Origin of the sequence: Zoogloea ramigera, assembly GCF_006539865.1 — a bacterium.
GTDB lineage: Bacteria > Pseudomonadota > Gammaproteobacteria > Burkholderiales > Rhodocyclaceae > Zoogloea > Zoogloea ramigera.
Window position 1 is genome coordinate 1 of record NZ_BJNV01000021.1, and the last position, 17,572, is coordinate 17,572.

At 68.3% G+C, this 17,572-nt stretch carries 12 protein-coding genes; 9 read left to right on the forward strand and 3 right to left on the reverse strand.

The window, feature by feature from the left end; translation table 11 throughout:
- The first annotated feature begins 282 nt into the window (after positions 1-282).
- From ZRA01_RS07785 to ZRA01_RS07795, 3 genes are all read left to right on the forward strand, one after another.
- A complete protein-coding gene (locus ZRA01_RS07785; protein WP_141350978.1) occupies positions 283-1,464 on the forward strand; it encodes a methyltransferase in 1,182 nt (393 codons plus the stop codon).
- 113 nt (positions 1,465-1,577) lie between these two features.
- Positions 1,578-2,060, forward strand: a complete 483-nt coding sequence (locus tag ZRA01_RS07790) for an OmpA family protein (protein ID WP_141350980.1) — start codon at positions 1,578-1,580, stop codon at positions 2,058-2,060.
- Positions 2,061-2,379: 319 nt separating this feature from the next.
- Positions 2,380-3,261 carry a transglycosylase SLT domain-containing protein gene (locus tag ZRA01_RS07795; RefSeq protein WP_141350982.1) on the forward strand — a complete coding sequence of 294 codons (882 nt, stop codon included), beginning with the start codon at positions 2,380-2,382 and terminating at the stop codon, positions 3,259-3,261.
- A 42-nt stretch (positions 3,262-3,303) separates the two neighbouring features.
- Here the strand turns inward: ZRA01_RS07795 and ZRA01_RS07800 are convergent, their stop codons facing one another.
- The gene (locus ZRA01_RS07800; protein ID WP_141350984.1) at positions 3,304-4,071 is read right to left on the reverse strand and encodes a ParA family protein; all 768 of its coding nucleotides are present in this window, start codon (positions 4,069-4,071) and stop codon (positions 3,304-3,306) included.
- Between the two features lie 368 nt (positions 4,072-4,439).
- Here ZRA01_RS07800 and ZRA01_RS07805 point away from each other — a divergent pair, with 368 nt between their 5' ends.
- The 3 genes from ZRA01_RS07805 (at position 4,440) to ZRA01_RS07815 (ending at position 8,199) form a co-directional block, all read left to right on the forward strand.
- On the forward strand, positions 4,440-6,734 hold the full coding sequence (locus ZRA01_RS07805) for an NADP-dependent malic enzyme (RefSeq protein WP_141350986.1): 2,295 nt from the start codon (positions 4,440-4,442) through the stop codon (positions 6,732-6,734).
- A gap of 101 nt (positions 6,735-6,835) precedes the next feature.
- The gene (locus tag ZRA01_RS07810) at positions 6,836-7,810 is read left to right on the forward strand and encodes a quinone oxidoreductase family protein (RefSeq protein ID WP_141350988.1); all 975 of its coding nucleotides are present in this window, start codon (positions 6,836-6,838) and stop codon (positions 7,808-7,810) included.
- A gap of 2 nt (positions 7,811-7,812) precedes the next feature.
- Entirely contained in the window at positions 7,813-8,199 is a 387-nt protein-coding gene (locus ZRA01_RS07815; RefSeq protein WP_141350990.1) for a hypothetical protein, read from the forward strand.
- Between the two features lie 42 nt (positions 8,200-8,241).
- Here the strand turns inward: ZRA01_RS07815 and ZRA01_RS07820 are convergent, their stop codons facing one another.
- Positions 8,242-9,273 carry a GGDEF domain-containing protein gene (locus ZRA01_RS07820; protein ID WP_170182920.1) on the reverse strand — a complete coding sequence of 344 codons (1,032 nt, stop codon included), beginning with the start codon at positions 9,271-9,273 and terminating at the stop codon, positions 8,242-8,244.
- Between the two features lie 195 nt (positions 9,274-9,468).
- Here ZRA01_RS07820 and ZRA01_RS07825 point away from each other — a divergent pair, with 195 nt between their 5' ends.
- From ZRA01_RS07825 to ZRA01_RS07835, 3 genes are all read left to right on the forward strand, one after another.
- Positions 9,469-10,590 carry a rhomboid family protein gene (locus tag ZRA01_RS07825; protein WP_141350993.1) on the forward strand — a complete coding sequence of 374 codons (1,122 nt, stop codon included), beginning with the start codon at positions 9,469-9,471 and terminating at the stop codon, positions 10,588-10,590.
- 63 nt (positions 10,591-10,653) lie between these two features.
- Positions 10,654-14,145, forward strand: a complete 3,492-nt coding sequence (gene dnaE, locus ZRA01_RS07830) for a DNA polymerase III subunit alpha (RefSeq protein ID WP_141350995.1) — start codon at positions 10,654-10,656, stop codon at positions 14,143-14,145.
- 453 nt (positions 14,146-14,598) lie between these two features.
- Positions 14,599-15,075, forward strand: a complete 477-nt coding sequence (locus ZRA01_RS07835) for a WbuC family cupin fold metalloprotein (protein WP_141350997.1) — start codon at positions 14,599-14,601, stop codon at positions 15,073-15,075.
- On the opposite strand, the gene ZRA01_RS07840 is transcribed toward ZRA01_RS07835, so the two are convergent.
- Entirely contained in the window at positions 15,065-17,539 is a 2,475-nt protein-coding gene (locus ZRA01_RS07840) for a sensor domain-containing protein (protein ID WP_141350999.1), read from the reverse strand. The genes ZRA01_RS07835 and ZRA01_RS07840 overlap by 11 nt on opposite strands.
- Positions 17,540-17,572: the final 33 nt, after the last annotated feature.

The following is a 17,572-nucleotide window of genomic DNA, read 5'->3' on the forward strand; positions in this document are numbered from 1 at the left end:
TTAACTCCGATTGTTCTCTTGAGAAACAGGCCAATGTTTCTCCGCCCCCGCCGAGGCCTGCATGGCCTTGGAATGCTCTCAAGGAAACGCAGGGCCGCCTCAAGTTCACGGGGGCGGGCTGGGCGGAGCCCGGCCCTGGGGGCGCTCAAAAGCGAAATCGCTGGGTGCAATCCCGTCTTTCCGCATAAATGCACGCCGTGGCGATAAGGCGGGCCCCGCGCCCCGGCTTTTGCTATCGTGCGTCCGGTCTCGACCCTCCCTGGGCCTGCAAGGCCTGCTGCCATGAACCACCGCGAGCGTTTTCTCGAGTTGCAGTCCGCCCTCAAGGCTCATGAAGCCCTGTGGCGACCGTCGCCTTTCTATATGCGCCGGCCCCCGTGGTGCGAGGCCTGGCCGGCCCTTGCGGCGGCGGCGCTGGCGCTGGACGATGTGGCACTGGAGCATCTCGTCGCCGACCCGGACGCCTGCCGGGCCTGGCTGGCGCCGCGGCTGCCGGTGGCCGCCCGGCTGGGCGAATTGTGCGACCTCGCGCCGCTGCCCCAGCGGGCGCTGCCGCCCTCCGGACGGCATTTCGACTGGCACATCCCCGGCCGCAAGCGGGAGCAGATCGAGGCCTTCGCGGCCCACAGCCCGGCCCTGTGGGTGCCGCTGCTGGAGTGGTGTGCCGGCAAGGGGCACCTGGGGCGACGGCTGGCGGTGAGCGACGGGCTGCCGGTGAGCTCGCTCGAGATCGACCCGGCCCTCTGCGCGGACGCCGAGCACCTCGCCGCCCGCGCCGGCGTGGCCCAGACCGTGCTGTGCGCCGACGCCCTGGCGCCCGACTCCCGCCACCACGTGCGTGGGCAGGCGGTGCTGGCGCTGCATGCCTGTGGCGAGCTGCACCGCTCGCTGGTGCGGTCGGCGGCCAGCGACGGGGCGAGCGGCTACCGGATCGCCCCCTGTTGTTATTACCGGGGCGCCCAGGATGGCTACCGCCCCTTGAGCCGCGACGCCGACCTGCAGCTGGATGGCGGCGCGCTGCGCCTGGCGGTGACCGAGACCGTCACCGCGCCGCGGCGCATCCAGCACAAGCTGGCCCGGGACCAGGCCTGGAAGCTGGGCTTCGTCGCGCTGCGCAACGCGCTCCAGGGCGAGGCGATCCGCCCCTTCAAGCCGGTGCCCACGGCCTGGCAGGGCGGCAGCTTCGCCGACTACTGCCGCCTGCTGGCCGGGCGTGAAGGCCTGGCGCTGCCGGACGAGGTGGACTGGGCCCGCTGGGAGGCGGCCGGCGAGCAGCGCCGCGGCGAGGTGCGGCGCCTGGAGCTGGTGCGCCACGGCTTCCGCCGGGCGCTGGAGGTGTGGCTGGTGATGGACCTGGCGCTGGGCCTCGAGGAGGCAGGCTTCGAGGTGGAGGTGGGCACCTTCTGCGACCGCGCCCTGACGCCCCGAAACCTGATGGTGCTGGCCGAACGACGGAGCGGATAGTGGCGGGTGGCCGGGAATTTAACAATTCTGCGGCCCACCCCCTCAAGCGCATCCGGGTTAACCGGTATACTTGCGCGACTTAATTTCAACCTTGACCCGTAAAGGATTTTTCGATGCAAGAAGACGACGACAACCAGAACCTCGTGCTGGGTATCCTGTTCGGCATCATCGCGCTGGTGGTTGGCCTGGTGATCGGCTTGAGTGTCTATGTGACCGGCCAGAACCGCGCTCCCGCCCCGGTGGCTGCCGTGGTGGCTGAAGAACCCGAGATCGCCGAAGTGGGCGAGCCGCTGGTCAAGTTCTACTTCGAATCCGGCAAGGCGGAGCTGCCCGCCGGCGCGCCCGACGAACTCGCCAAGGTCATCGCCAAGCTGAACGAAGACCCGTCCAAGCTGGTGCTGCTGTCCGGCTACCACGACGAAACCGGCGGTGCCGCGGTGAACGCCGAAGTGGCCAAGGACCGCGCCGTGGCGGTCAAGGACGCGCTCGTCGCCGCCGGCCTGGCTGCCGACAAGGTGAAGATGCGCAAGCCGGCCGTGACCCTCGGTGGTGCCGATCCCGCCGAAGCCCGCCGCGTGGAGGTTCGCGTCCAGTAAGGATGTCGAGCCCGCTGCAGGTTCATGAAAGCCGGGCTTGCCCGGCTTTTTTACGTGTATTCCGCCGGGCAGCGTCGTGTCGCGGGGCCGTCGCTGCGCCTGGAATGCGGAAACCGCCAGGTGCGGCGGAGGTGGCCATTGGAGCATGGCCGTTATGGTGCGGGGCCACCGGCGATGCCGTCGGGCCGGTGTTTTTGTTGCGCGGTGTTACGTCCACGGCCGCCACGCCCCAATCCGGGCCGCGGGCGGAACGCCGTCACGGCGGGGCGGCCGCGATTACGTCATCATTCGGCCCTGATCCTTTCACTTTCCGTCCCCGATGAGCCTTCCCCGTGCCCCCCGCCTCCTTGCCGCGCTTCTGCTGGCCGTTTCTGCCCTGGGTGTGCAAGCGGCCGGCGCAGAGCCCGAGGCGCCCGCGTGGAGCGAGGAGCCGCCGGCCATCGCCCGCCTGCTGGAGAGCGGCTATCGGGCCGAGCTCAAGCGTCAGCCCGGGGTGGCGGCGGCCGAGTATTGCGCGGCGGCGCGGGACGGCAGCGTGGAAGGCCAGTATCGCCTGGGCCGCCTGTACCTGATGGGGCAGGGCGTGGCGCGGGACAACCAGGTGGCGCTCACGCTGCTGTCGATCGCGGCCCAGCGCGGCCACGAGAAGGCGGCCAGCCTGGTGGGCGGGCTGGGCGTGGGCGAGCGACTGCCCGATTGCCTGCTCACCGGCGCGGCGCCGGTGGTGGCTGCTGATGTGAACGAGGTGGTGCCCCACGAGGTGGTCGAGCGTTTCGTGAAGGCCTTGCCGACCGACAAGCGCCGCCACGCCATGCTGGTGCAGAAGCTGGCGCCGCGTTTCAAGGTGGACCCGCGCCTTGCGCTGGCGATCGTGCGTACAGAATCCAACTTCGACGCGGCGGCCCGCTCGCCGAAGAACGCCCTCGGGCTGATGCAATTGATCCCCGACACCGCCGAGCGTTTCGGCGTGCGCGACGCCCTCGACCCCGAGCAGAACGTGCGCGGCGGCCTGGCCTACCTGCGCTGGCTGCTCAGCCAGTTCAAGGGCGACGTGGCGCTGGCGGCGGCGGCCTACAACGCGGGCGAGGGCAACGTGCTGCGCTACAAGGGCGTGCCGCCCTTTGCCGAAACCCAGGAATACGTGCGCCGCATCCTGACCTTCTACCGCGCGCCGCGCCACGCGGAGACGCTGAAGGGCTGAGTGCCCTGCCGGCCGCGGCGGGCCGGCTTGCGGGCGAAAGCGTCAGGCCTGCAGCTCGGCGTGCAGGGCGACGAATTCCTGGGTGAGCTTGTGCTTCGGGTCGAGGTGGATCATCGGCTTGGCCTGCTCGTGGCTCTCGCGGATGCGGATCGAGCTGGAAAGATAGGTCTTGAAGAGCGGCAGGCCTTCGGCGATGAGCTCCTGGACCAGCTTCTGGGGCAGGCTGGCGCGGGGCTGGAACTGGTTCACCACGATGCCCTCGACCTGTAGGTCGCGGTTGTGGTCGGCCTTGATCTCCTGGACGTTGTCGAGCAGCGCGTAAAGCGCCCGGCGCGAGAAGTCGTCGCAGTCGAAGGGGATCAGGCAGCGCTGGGTGGCGATCAGTGCCGAGCGGGTGTAGAAGTTGAGCGCCGGCGGGGTGTCGATGAAGACCGCGTCGAAGTCGTCGGCGATCTCGTCGAGGGCCTCGCGCAACTTGAAGATCTTGTAACGGGACTCGAGCTTGCTTTGCAGGTCGCCCAGATCGGGGTGGGACGGCATGATGGCCAGCCCGGAATAAGGCGTGGCGTGGATGAAGTCGGCGGTTTTTTTGGGGTTGAACTTGAAGTTCAGGCTCTGCTCGAAGAGGCCGGCCACGGTGTTCTCGGCGTCGTCGGCGGAATCGCCCAGCAGGTAGTGGGTCGAGTTGCCCTGGGGGTCGAGGTCGACCACCAGGGTGCGCAGGCCGTTGTGGGCGCTGATCGCAGCCAGGTTGCAGGTGATGGTGGATTTGCCCACGCCGCCCTTCTGGTTGAACACCACGCGTCGCATCTTCTCTCCCCTTTGTGCGGAATATTTTGGAATGCGCGCGATTGTGCCACGCAATCGGGGTCTCTCCGTATTTACCGAGGGTGCGAAATCACGGCTCCTCGGGTAAACTCTTATTGATTGAGAACAGGCAGTGTACGCCGCTGTACCGATGGCGCGTTCTTGTCCTCATGCGGCAGGCGGGCTGCCAACTGCAAGCGTTGGTGCGCCGGGCTCCGCATGAGCGACTGCCCGTTTCCGGGCAACACCAGGGTTCAAGACTTCCGGCCACGATCATCCATCTAGCGGATGAGGGCCGTTTTTCCGCTGTCGACGCTGCGTTTGTGCCGCAACGCCGTCAGAACAATAACTAGCGAGAAGAAGAGAGATACATGGACAAGGATTTCATCGCCGCCGCCCTCGAATACCACCGCAGCCCGACCCGCGGCAAGATCTCGGTGGTGCCCACCAAGGGCCTGACCAACCAGCGTGACCTGGCGCTGGCCTATTCGCCGGGCGTGGCGGCTGCCTGCGATGCGATCGTTGCCGACCCGGCCGATGCGCAGGAATACACCTCCCGCGGCAATCTGGTGGCGGTGGTCACCAACGGCACCGCGGTGCTGGGCCTGGGCAACATCGGCCCGCTGGCCGCCAAGCCGGTTATGGAAGGCAAGGGTTGCCTGTTCAAGAAGTTCGCCAATATCGACGTGTTCGACATCGAACTGGCCGAGAACGACCCGGACAAGCTCATCGACATCATCGCCGCCCTCGAGCCCACGCTCGGCGGCATCAACCTCGAAGACATCAAGGCGCCCGAGTGCTTCTACATCGAGAAGAAGCTGCGTGAGCGCATGAACATTCCGGTCTTCCACGACGACCAGCACGGCACCGCGATCATCTCGGCGGCGGCGATGCTCAACGGCCTCAAGGTGGTGGGCAAGAAGATCGAGGACGTCAAGGTGGTGTGCTCCGGCGCCGGCGCCGCGGCGATCGCCTGCCTCGAGCTGTGGTGCGGCCTCGGCATCCGCCGCGAGAACGTTTACGTGTGCGACTCCAAGGGCGTGATCTACGTGGGCCGCGACGAGAACATGGAGCCCACCAAGGCCCGCTACGCCCAGAATACCGAGTTCCGCACCCTCGCCGACGCGATGGTCGGTGCTGACGTCTTCCTCGGCCTGTCCACCTCCGGCGTGCTCAAGCAGGACATGGTCAAGAGCATGGCCGACAAGCCGCTGATCTTCGCGCTGGCCAACCCGACGCCCGAGATCATGCCCGAGCTGGCCAAGGAAGTGCGCCCCGACGCGATCATCGCCACCGGCCGTTCGGACTATCCGAACCAGGTGAACAACGTGCTGTGCTTCCCCTTCATCTTCCGGGGCGCCCTCGACGTGGCGGCCACCAAGATCACCGAGGAGATGAAGCTCGCCTGCGTGAAGGCGATCGCCGAGCTGGCCGAGGCCGAGTCGTCCGACGTGGTGGCCCAGGCCTACCGTGACGCCGACCTCAACTTCGGCCCCAACTACCTGATTCCGAAGCCCTTCGACCCGCGCCTGATCGTCAAGATCGCCCCGGCCGTGGCCCAGGCCGCCATCGACTCGGGCGTCGCCACGCGCGAGATCGACATGGAGGCTTACATCCAGAGCCTCAACGAGTTCGTGTATCAGTCCGGCATCGTCATGAAGCCGGTGTTCACCCGCGCCAAGAGCGTGTCCCTCGAGAACAAGCGCGTGCTCTACTCGGAAGGCGAGAGCGAGCGCGTGCTGCGCGCCGTGCGGGCGGTTGTTGACGAAAACCTGGCGCGCCCGATCCTCATCGGCCGCCCGTCGGTGATCGACATGCGCATCGAGAAGCTCGGCCTCAACCTCAAGTCCGGCCGTGATTTCGATGTGGTCAACATCGAGTCCGACAGCCGCTATCGCGAGCTGTGGCAAGAGTACTACCGCCTGATGGGCCGCGACGGCGTCACGCCGGATTCCGCCCGCGAGGCCCTGCGCGCCGACTCCACCCTGATCGGCTGCATGCTGCTGCGCCGCGGCGACGCCGACGCCCTGATCTGCGGCACCACCGGCTCCTACGACCAGCACTTCCGCCACGTCGAGAACCTCATCGGCCAGAAGCGCGGCGCCAGCCTGTTCGCCTCCATGAACATCCTGCTGCTGCCCAAGCGCGTGCTGGCGATCGCCGACACCTACGTGAACGAGATGCCCAACGCCGAGGAAACCGCCGAGATCGCCCTGATGGCGGCCGACGAGATGCGCCGTTTCGGCATCGAGCCGAAGGTGGCCCTGCTGTCCCACTCCAACTTCGGCAGCGCCCGCAGCTCCTCGTCCCAGAAGATGCGCGCGGCCCGCGACATCCTGCGCCTCAAGGCCCCCGACCTGCAGTGCGACGGCGAGATGCACGGTGACTCGGCCCTGTCGCCGGAGATCCGCGATCGCCTGCACCCGGACTCGACCCTCCACGGCGAGGCCAACCTGCTGGTGATGCCCAACCTGGACGCCGCCAACATCGCCTTCAACCTGCTCAAGGTGGCCAACGGCGACGGCGTGGCGGTCGGCCCGATCCTGCTGGGCAGCGCCCGGGCGGTGCACATCCTCACCCCGTCGGCGTCGGTGCGCCGGCTGGTGAACATGACCGCGCTGGCGGTGGTGGATGCCCGCGAGCAGCGCGAGGAATCGCCGGTCTAACGCTGTCCGGCACGCCGCCCCGCAACCCGGGGCGGCGGTCATGCGTCTGCCTCACTTCGTCCGGTACAATCTGTGTCATACAGATCTGCCTGAGGTGACGCATGCCCCGTCTCATCCGCTTTGACCGCATCGGCGGCCCCGACGTCCTGCAATGGGTCGAGGCCAGCCTGCCTGCGCCGGCTACCGGCGAGGTGCAGGTCCGCCACCTGGCGGTCGGCGTCAATTTCATCGACACCTATCATCGCTCCGGGCTCTACCCGGTGCCGCTGCCGTCCGGCCTCGGCCAAGAGGCTGCCGGCGTCGTGGAGGCGGTGGGCGAGGGCGTCACCGAATTCGCCCCGGGCGACCGGGTCGCCTACGCGGGCGGGCCGCTGGGGGCTTACTCCGAAGCGCGCAACATTGCCGCCTGTGAGCTGGTGAAGCTGCCCGACGCGCTGTCCTTCGAGCAGGGCGCAGCGGTCATGATGCAGGGCCTCACCGCCCAGTACCTGCTGCGGCGCACCTATCGCGTGCAGCCGGGCGACACCATCCTCATCCATGCCGCGGCCGGCGGCGTCGGGCTGATCGTCTGCCAGTGGGCAAAGGCCCTCGGCGCCACCGTGATCGGCACCGTGAGCTCCGACGAGAAGGCCGAACTCGCCCGCAGCCACGGCTGCGACCACCCCATCGTGACGAGCCGCGAGAAGGTCTCGGTGCGGGTGCGCGAGATCACCGCCGGTGAGGGTGTGCCGGTGGTCTACGACTCGATCGGCAAGGATACCTTCATGGACTCCCTGGCCTGCCTGCGCCCCCTCGGCATGATGGTCAGTTTCGGCAACGCCTCGGGGCCGGTGCCGGCCTTCGAGCCGGCCCTGCTGGCGAAGATGGGCTCCCTGTTCCTCACCCGGCCGACCCTGTTCCACTACACCGCCCGCCGGGCCGACCTGCTGGCGATGGCCGACGAGCTCTTTGCCATGGTCGCCGCGGGGCAGGTGCGCATCTCGGTCAACCAGCGTTATCCCCTCAAGGATGCCGCGCTGGCCCACGCGGCGCTCGAGGCGCGGCGTACCACCGGCTCCACCGTATTGATTCCGTGAACATGAAAAGCCTGATTTCCCGCGGCGGCCTGCTGGCGGCCCTTCTTGTCCTGTCCCTCGGTCTGTCGCCCCGGCCGGGCCTCGCCCAGTCGCCCGCGGCACCCGTCCTGACGCCGATCCAGGTGGCCTACCTGCAGGCCGAAACCCGCCGCATCGAGGAGGCTTTTGTGCAGAAGGTGATGCTCATCAGCGGGGCGAGCCGCGAGCAGGTGCTTCGGGCGATCCCCGCCAAGGGCCGCCTGACCGACCGCCTGCCGCGCATCTACAACGCCCTCGAGCGCGACCTGAAGGCGCCGCTCACCGATGAGCAGCAGGGCCGCATCTACGCTGCCGAAGGCGAGCGCAAGCAGGCCCTGAAGGATCTGCCGGCCCAGGCCGCCGCCAGGTAAGCACGCGCCCCCGGCTTTGGGGGCGCGGCGCTGTGCCGGTTTTCAGAAGAGTTCGATGTCGCCGGAGGGCTGCTCGCGCACCGAGATCATGCCTTCGGCCAGCAGGGCCTCGTAGTTGGCGAGCTGGTTGCGGCCGTTTTCCTTGGCCACATACAGCGCGTCGTCGGCCCGCCCGACGATCTCGGGGATGGTGTCCTCGGGCTTGATCATGGTGTAGCCGATGCTGGCGGTCACCCGGCCGATCTGCGGAAAGTTGTAGTCTTCGACGGCCCGGCGAAAGCGCTCGAGGGCGCGGTGCACCTCGGCCTCGGTCGCCGCCCGCAGCACCACCACGAACTCTTCTCCGCCGAAGCGGAACAGCTTGTCCTGCTGCCGGAAGCTCTGGCGCATGATGCGGGCGAGCAGCAGCAGCACCTCGTCGCCGTACAGGTGGCCGAACTGGTCATTGACCCGCTTGAAGTGATCCACGTCCACCACCGCCAGCCAGTGCTGGTGGCTGTCCTCGGGGCGTCGACGGCGCTTGTCGTCGTCGGTGGGGCGGGCGATGTTGCCGAGAATCTTGCCGATGTTCTCGTCGAAGGTCTTGCGGTTGCGCAGCCCCGTAAGGGTGTCGCGCTCGCTGTAGTCGAGCAGGTTGAGGTAGTTGCGGTAGAGCCCCAGAAAGCCTTCGGCGGTGCCCAGGTCGTCATCGTCGAGGGGCGCGGCGCAGATGACCTCGAGCACCCCCAGCACGCCCCGTTCGACGCGGATCGGGAAGCAATGCACGAACACTCCGCCCGCCTCATCGTGGCGCCGGACGATCTGGGCCGCTTCGACGCAGGCCTGCATCTCGGGCCGTGTGCTGACCGGCACCGGGTCGCTGCCCGGCTCGAACTCGGAGTTGAAACGCAGGCCATCCTGGCCGACGTGGGTGACCCGCTCGAGAAAATGGCCGCTCTCTTCGGACTGCACCTTGTAGAGGTTGACCTCCTTCGCCTTCACCAGCTCGAAGAGGGCCGATGCAACGCCGGCCTCGAGCAGGCTGCGGTCCCGGTGCTGGGTGATCGATTCGACGTGCTTGAGGACGTGGATCATGGTGCCCTGGGGTGTGCGAGATAACCTTTTATTATATTGCCTCAAATCGGGTGGCTTGCGCCTTGTTGTGATGCTTGCGGCCATCCGTCACGAAACACCGGCCGGGCCGGCGGGGCGAGGCCGGCAGGTCGGGGGCGGCGAGGGGGAGGCCGTGGGTATAATCGGGATCGATCTGTCACCAGCCTGGCGCTCTCCTTGAACTACGACACTTTCATCAACGTGCTGTTTTCCCGGGTCGAGGGGGCGGTGGTCACACGCGCCCTGGTGGTCGCCAATGCGTTGATCTTCGCGCTGCTCGCCCTCCTGTGCATGAACCCGATGCAGATCCCCTCCGATCTGCTGATCCGGATGGGCGGAAACTTCGCACCGCTGGTCCAGAAGGACGAGCCGTGGCGCCTCTTCACGGCGCTCTTCCTGCACGGCGGGCTGCTCCACGTGGGCCTCAACATGTGGGCCCTGCACCAGGCCGGGCAGGTGGTCGAGCGCTTGTATGGCCGTGCCGGTTTCGCAGTGCTCTACCTGGTGGCCGGGCTGCTGGGCAACCTGGCCAGCCTGTGGTGGAAGCCGGGGCCGGTGAGCGTGGGCGCCTCGGGGGCGATCTTCGGCGTCTATGGCGCGCTGCTGGCCTATCTGGTGCTCCAGCGCGGCTCGGTGCCCAACGAGATCTTCCGCGAGATGCGCGCGGGGACGCTGGGCTTCATCGGTTATTCGCTGTTTGCAGGCTTCTCCATCCCCGGTATCGACAACGCCGCCCACCTGGGCGGGCTGCTCGGTGGGCTGGTGATGGGCGCGGCGCTGGCCCAGCCGGTGGTGGCGCCCGAGCCGGTGAGCTGGCGCTCGCCCCGGGCGCTGGGCGGGGTCGCCCTCAGCATCGCGCTCGGGGCCGGGTTGTGGTGGTCGGCGCCCCAGAGCGTGCGCCGCTTCGAGGTGGACAGCGCCTACACCCAGGCCCTGCAGCGCTTCTCGGTGGACGAGCAGGAGCTGCTGCGGGAGCAGGCCGCGCTCCTCGAGGCGCTGCGCCAGAAACGCCTGAGCGACAGCGCCGCCCTCGACAAGCTCGAGCACGACCTCATCCCCCGCTGGGAGCGCGCCATCACCCAGCTCGGCTGGCGCCAGGTCCCGGCCGGCCAGGAGATGCAGCGCGACGAGCTGGTGCATTACGCCCAGACCCGCCGCGACGCGCTCCAGGCCATGGTGCAGGGCTTCGAGACCCGGCAGCCGTTGTGGTTCGAGCGCTCCCGCAGCCTGCAGCTGCAGGCCGACAACATCCTCCTGCAGATGCGCCTGCGCCGGTCGCTGGAGGCCGCCGGGCGCTAGCGCCGCAGCGAGAAATTGCACCCTGGGGGTGATGGGGCCGCGGGTGGCGGGTAAAATCCGCGGATGCCTGAATCCCACGCCCCCCGTTTCGTCCATCTGCGCGTTCACACCGAATACTCGATCTCCGACGGGATCGTGCAGGTGGATGCCGCCATCGCCCGCGCTGCCGCCGACGGCATGCCGGCCCTCGGCATCTCCGATCTGGCCAACCTGTTCGGGATGGTCAAGTTCTACAAGGGCGCCCGTGGCAAGGGCATCAAGCCCGTCATCGGCGCCGACTGCTGGATCACCGCCGAGCCCGACCGGGACAAGCCCTACCGGGTGCTGCTGATCTGCAAGAACCGCCAGGGCTACGGCCAGCTGTGCGAACTGCTGACCCGCGCCTACATGGAGAACAAGTACCGCGGCCGGGCCGAGATCCGCCGCGACTGGCTGACCGCCGAGTCCGCCTCCGACCTGCTGTGCATCTCCGGCGCCCGTGACGGCGACGTGGGCCATGCGCTGGCCGCCGGTAACACCCGCCTCGCCGAACAGCTCGCGGCCGACTGGTCGCGGCGTTTTCCTGGCGGCTTCTACATCGAGCTCCAGCGCGCCGGCCACCCGGGCACCGAGACCTACATCCGCGAGGCCGTGGCGATCGCCGCCAAGCTCGAGCTGCCGGTGGTGGCGACCCACCCGATCCAGTTCACCCGCCCCGAAGACTTCAAGGCCCACGAGGCCCGGGTGTGCATCGCCGAGGGCTACGTGCTGTCCGACAAGCGCCGGCCGAAAGACTTCACCGAGCAGCAGTACTTCAAGACCCAGGACGAGATGGCGGCGCTCTTCGCCGACCTGCCCGAGGCCCTCGAGAACAGCGTCGAGATCGCCCGCCGCTGCTCGCTCACGGTGCAGCTGGGCAAGAACTTCCTGCCGCTCTTCCCGACGCCCGAGGGCATGAGCCTCGACGACTTCCTGATCCAGGAAGCCAAGGCCGGCCTCGAGGAGCGCCTCGTCCAGCTCTACCCGCAGCCCGAGGAGCGCGAGCAGCAGCGCCAGCGCTACGAAGACCGGCTCAAGTTCGAGACCGACACCATCATCCAGATGGGCTTCCCGGGCTACTTCCTGATCGTTGCCGACTTCATCCAGTGGGGCAAGGCCAACGGCGTGCCGGTGGGCCCGGGGCGGGGCTCGGGTGCCGGCTCGCTGGTGGCCTATTCGCTCAAGATCACCGACATCGACCCGCTCGCCTACGCGCTGCTGTTCGAGCGCTTCCTCAACCCCGAGCGGGTGTCGATGCCCGACTTCGACATCGACTTCTGCCAGGACAACCGCTACCGCGTGATCGAATACGTGCGCGAGCGCTACGGCAAGGACGCCGTCAGCCAGATCGCCACCTTCGGCACCATGGCCTCGAAGGCCGTGGTGCGCGACGTCGGCCGCGTGCTCGACCTGCCCTACGGCCTGTGCGACCGCCTCTCCAAGCTGATCCCGGTGGTGCAGAACAAGCCCCTGTCGCTCTCCGACGCCCGCGCCCAGGAGCCGCAGATCAACGAGCTGATGAACGACTCCAGCGACGGCGAGTCGATCCAGGAGCTGTGGAGCCTCGCCGAGCCCCTCGAGGGCCTCACCCGCGGCGTCGGCATGCACGCCGGCGGGGTGCTGATCGCGCCGGGCAAGCTCACCGACTTCTGCCCGCTCTACATCGCCGACGGCGAGGACGCCACCCCGGTGTCCCAGTTCGACAAGGACGACGTGGAGGCGGTGGGCCTCGTCAAGTTCGACTTCCTGGGCCTCCGGAACCTCACCATCATCGAGCTCGCCCTCGAATACGTGAAGCAGCTGACAGGCAGCCGGCCCGATCTGATGAGCCTCGGCTTCGAAGACCAGGCCGCCTACCAGATCCTCCGCGAAGCCAACACCACCGCGATCTTCCAGGTGGAATCGGACGGCATGAAGAAGCTCCTTAAAAAGCTCGCCCCCGACCGTTTCGAGGACATCATCGCCGTGCTGGCGCTCTACCGCCCGGGGCCGCTCGGCTCGGGCATGGTGGACGACTTCATCCTGCGTAAAAAGGGCCAGCAGGCCATCGACTACTTCCACCCCGACCTCACCGCCTGCCTGTCGCCCACCTACGGGGTGATCGTGTACCAGGAACAGGTGATGCAGATCTCCCAGATCATCGGGGGCTATACCCTGGGCGGCGCCGACATGCTGCGCCGGGCGATGGGCAAGAAGAAGGCCGACGAGATGGCCAAGCACCGCGAGACCATCGCCGCCGGTGCCAAGGCCAAGGGCTACGACCCGGCGCTGGCCGAGCAGCTCTTCGACCTGATGACCAAGTTTGCCGAGTACGGCTTCAACAAGTCGCACACGGCCGCCTACGCGGTGGTCACCTACCACACTGCCTGGCTCAAGGCCTACCACTGCTCGGCCTTCATGGCGGCCACCATGTCGGCCGACCTGGACAACACCGACACCATCAAGATCTTCTACGAAGACACGGTGGCCAACGGCATCAAGGTGCTGCCGCCGGACGTGAACGCCTCCGACTACCGCTTCGTGCCCACCGATTCCAAGACCATCCGCTACGGCCTCGGCGCCGTGAAGGGCGTCGGCGAGCCGGCGGTGCGGGCGATCCTGGCCGCGCGCGACAAGGGCGGGCCCTTCAAGGACCTCTTCGACTTCGCCTGCCGCGTCGACAAGCGCCTCGCCAACCGCCGCGTCATTGAAGCCCTGGTGCGGGCCGGCGCCTTCGACACCATCGCTCCCAGCCAGCCGGCCGAGCGTCACACCCTGCTCGCCAGTGTCGGCCTGGCCATCGAGGCCGCCGACCAGATCGCCGCCAACGCCCTGCAGGGCGGCCTCTTCGACATTCCCGGCGAAGCCGCGCCGCCGATGGCCGACTACGTCAAGGTGCGCCCGTGGGGCGAGCGCGACAAGCTGCGTGAGGAGAAGCTCGCCATCGGCTTCTTTCTATCCGGCCACCCCTTCAACGCCTTCCGGGACGAGGTGCGGCGCTTCGTGCGGCGCCCCCTGTCCCAGCTCGAGCCGAGCAAGGAGCTCATCACCCTCGCCGGGGTCGTGATGGAGGTGCGCGCCAAGATGACCGCCCGCGGCAAGATCGCCTTCGTGCTCCTCGACGACGGCACCACGCCGCGGGAGGTGTCGGTGTTCTCCGAGGTCTTCGACAACAACCGCCAGCGCATCGTCATCGATGAGGTGCTGATCGTCGAGGTGAAGGTGAGCAACGACGACTTCTCGGGCGGCCTGCGCATCGTCGCCGACAAGCTGATGACCCTCGGCGAAGCCCGCGGCCGCTTCGCCCGGGCGCTGCAGCTGCGGCTCAACGGCGAGGTGGGCGAGGCCGGCGGCCCGGTGGCGGCCGTCGATCGCCTGCAGGCCGCCCTCGAACCCTTCCGCGAGGGCGACTGCCAGCTCCGCGTGCGCTACCGCAACGCCCAGGCCGAGGGCGACCTGCCCCTCGGCCCCAACTGGCGCGTACGCCCCGACGACAGCCTGCTCGACAGCCTGCGCGAATGGCTGCCGCCGGGGGCGGTGGAGGTGATCTATCCGTAGGGTGGGGTGTGGGTAGTGGGGAGTGGGGGCGGGTTCCCACTGACACTCCCCCGGTTTGCTGGCTCAGCCTCACTCAAACCTGACTCAGCCTCACTCAAACCTGACTCGTCCTCGCTCAGACCTGACCCAGCCTCGCTCAAACCTGACTCGTCCTCGCTCAGACCTGACCCAGCCTCACTCAAACCTGACTCGTCCTCGCTCAGACCTGACCCAGCCTCACTCAGACCTGACTCGTCCTCACTCAGACCTGACCCAGCCTCACTCAGACCTGACTCGTCCTCGCTCAAACCTAGCCCAGCCTCGCTCAGACCTGACTCGTCCTCGCTCAAACCTAGCCCATCCTCACTCCGACCCGACTCCCCCAACGCCCCTCCGCAGCCTGCCTCCGGGTGACGCCCGTCGAGCCCGCTCCACCCAATCCCCATTACCCATTTCCCACTCCCCACCCACCCCATGTCCGATTTCTTCTTAGACGCCGCCCTGCTCGACGAACTCAGCGCCCGCGCGCGCGACGTGCCCCGCCTGCGGGCCCATCACAACCTGCATGACAGCCCGGAGGCGCCGGCGCATCGGATGCTGGTGGCGATGGAGCCCGGCTCTTACGTGCGGCCCCATCGTCACCTCGACCCCAACAAGGCCGAGACCATCATCGTGCTGCGCGGGCGGCTCGGGGTGCTGGTGTTCGATGACGAGGGGCGGCTGCAGGCGGCCCGCGAGATGGCGCCGGGCGGGGCGGTGATCGGCTACAACATTCCGCCCGGGGTCTTCCACAGCATCGTGTGCCTGGCGGCCGGGACGCTGTTCATCGAGGCCAAGGCCGGCCCCTACGCGGTGCCGCTGGATGCCGAGTGGGGCACCTGGGCCCCGGCCGAGGGCGAACCCGGGGTGGCCGAGGCGCTGGCCGCGATGGGGGCGGCCTTCAGCGGTTGAGGGGCAGGCCGCGCTGCAGCAGGGCCGGGATGGCGTCGGCCGGCACGGGGCGGCTGAACAGGTAGCCCTGGGCGGCGGTGCAGCCTTCGCGGCGCAGGAAGTCCATCTGCTCGAGGGTCTCGGTGCCCTCGGCGATGACTTCGAGGCGCAGGTTGTGGCCGAGCTGGATGATGGTGCGGATGATCACCGCGTCGTCCGGGTTCTGGGCCAGGTCGCGCACGAAGCTCTGGTCGATCTTGAGCCGGTCGACCGGGAAGCGCTTGAGGTAGGCGAGGCTGGAGTAGCCGGTGCCGAAGTCGTCGATCGACAGGCGCACGCCCAGCGCCTTCAGGCGGCCGAGGGTGAGGATCACGTCGGGGCCGGATTCCATCAGCAGCGACTCGGTGAGCTCGAGCTCCAGCCAGCGGCCGTCCAGGCCGCTCTCGTCGAGGGCCGCGGCGACCCCCGCGACGATGTCGCTGCGGCGAAACTGCAGCGCCGACAGATTGACCCCCACCGGCACCGGGTCGAGGCCCGCGTCCTGCCACTGGCGGGCCTGGCGGCAGGCCTCCCGCAGCACCCAGTCGCCGATCGGGATGATCAGCCCGCACTCCTCGGCGAGCGGGATGAAGCGGGACGGCGGCACGTTGCCGAGGGGCTCGCTGGCCCAGCGCAGCAGCGCCTCGAGGCCGATGATGCGGCCGCTGGCCAGATCCACCTGGGCCTGGTAGGCGAGCCGCAGCTCCTGGCGGCCGATGGCCTGGCGCAGGCCGTTCTCGAGCTGCAGGCGCTCGAGGGTGTTCACGTTCATGCGCTCGTCGAAGAAGCGGTAGGTGTTACGGCCGCTCTCCTTGGCGTGGTACATGGCCGTGTCGGCGTTCTTCATGAGCGTCTCGGGGTCATGGCCGTCCTCCGGGAAGAGGGCGATGCCGATCGAGAACGAGGTGCGCAGCTGCTGGCCGTCCACGTCGAAGGCCGCATCCAGCTGGTCGAGGATCTTGGCGGCGACCCGCCCGGCCTCGTCGGGTGAATCGACGCCGGTGAGCACGATGATGAATTCGTCGCCCCCCTGCCGGCTCACCGTGTCGGTCTCGCGGACGCATTGGCGGAGCCGCCCGGCCACCCCCTGCAGCAGCTTGTCGCCGGTGAGGTGGCCGAGGGAGTCGTTGATGGTCTTGAAGCGGTCGAGGTCGAGGAACATCAGCGCGATGCGCTTGCCCTGGCGGGTGGCGTGGGCCAGGGCCTGGTCGAGACGGTCCTGCAGCAGGGCCCGGTTGGGCAGGCCGGTGAGGGCGTCGTGCTGGGCCAGGTAGGCGATGCGGGCCTCCGAGGCCTTGCGCTCGGTGATGTCGGAAAACACCGCCACGTAGTGGGTGATGCGGCCGTTGCTGTCGCGCACCGTGCTGATCGACAGGGAGGCCGGGTAGAGGCTGCCGTCCTTGCGGCGGTCCTGGATCTCGCCCTTCCAGACGCCGAGGATGCGCAGGTCGCGCCACATGGCTTCGTAGAACTCGCGGCCGTGGGTGCCCGAGCCGAGCAGGCGCGGCGTCTTGCCGATGACGTCCTCGGCCGCATAGCCGGTGACCTCGGTGAAGGCCTGGTTGACCGACAGGATGCGCTCTTCGGCGTCGGTGACGATGATCGCCTCGACGCTGTTGCGGAACACCGTGAGGGCGAGCCGCCGCTGCTCTTCGTGCTCCCGCCCGAGGGTGATGTCGGCGAGGGTGCTGACCACGCCGCGGAGCTCGCCGCTCTCGTCGTCGAAGAAGGGCTTGGCGTTGATCCACAGCCAGCGCCGGCTGCCGTCCGGGCGCTCGATGCCGAGGGTGCCGGTTTTGGGTTTGCCGCTGGCCAGCGCGCGCAGGGACGGAATGTGACGGGGCGGGAAGATGTCGCCGTTTTCATCGAAATAGCGCAGGCGGCCGTCCTCGGTCTGCCAGTCGGCCATCTCCTGGGGGCTGAGGCCGAGCAGCTCGGCGGCGGCGGCGTTGTAGCTCTGCACCCGGCCCGTGGCGTCGCGCAGGATCACGCCTTCGCCCATCGCCGACAGCAGGGTGCGCATGTGCTGCTCGCGGTCGCGCAGCTCGGCCTCGGTGTTGCGGCGGTCGGTGATGTCGAGGCAGGAGCCGATGTAGCCGGCGAACTCGCCGTTGCGGGCGTAGATCGGGCGGCCGGCGTCGATGATCCAGCGGTACTCGCCGTCGTGGCGGCGCAGCCGGTATTCCATCTCGAAGGGGGTGCGCACCGCGAAGTGCTCGAGGTAGGTGCGCACGCAGCGGTCGAAGTCTTCGCTGTGAACGCCCCGCGTCCAGCCGTTACCCACCTCCTCGGCGAGGCTGCGGCCGGTGAAGTCGAGCCAGGTCTGGTTGAAGTAGTTGCAGTGGGTGTCGGTGCCGGCACGCCAGATGAGCGTGGGAAAGTGCTCGAACAGGGACATCGGAAAGTCCCACGGGTCGTCACCGGCAGAGGGGAAAGGAGCGTCCATGTTCGCAGGTGGGGCGCGAGGCGGTTGGGCAGG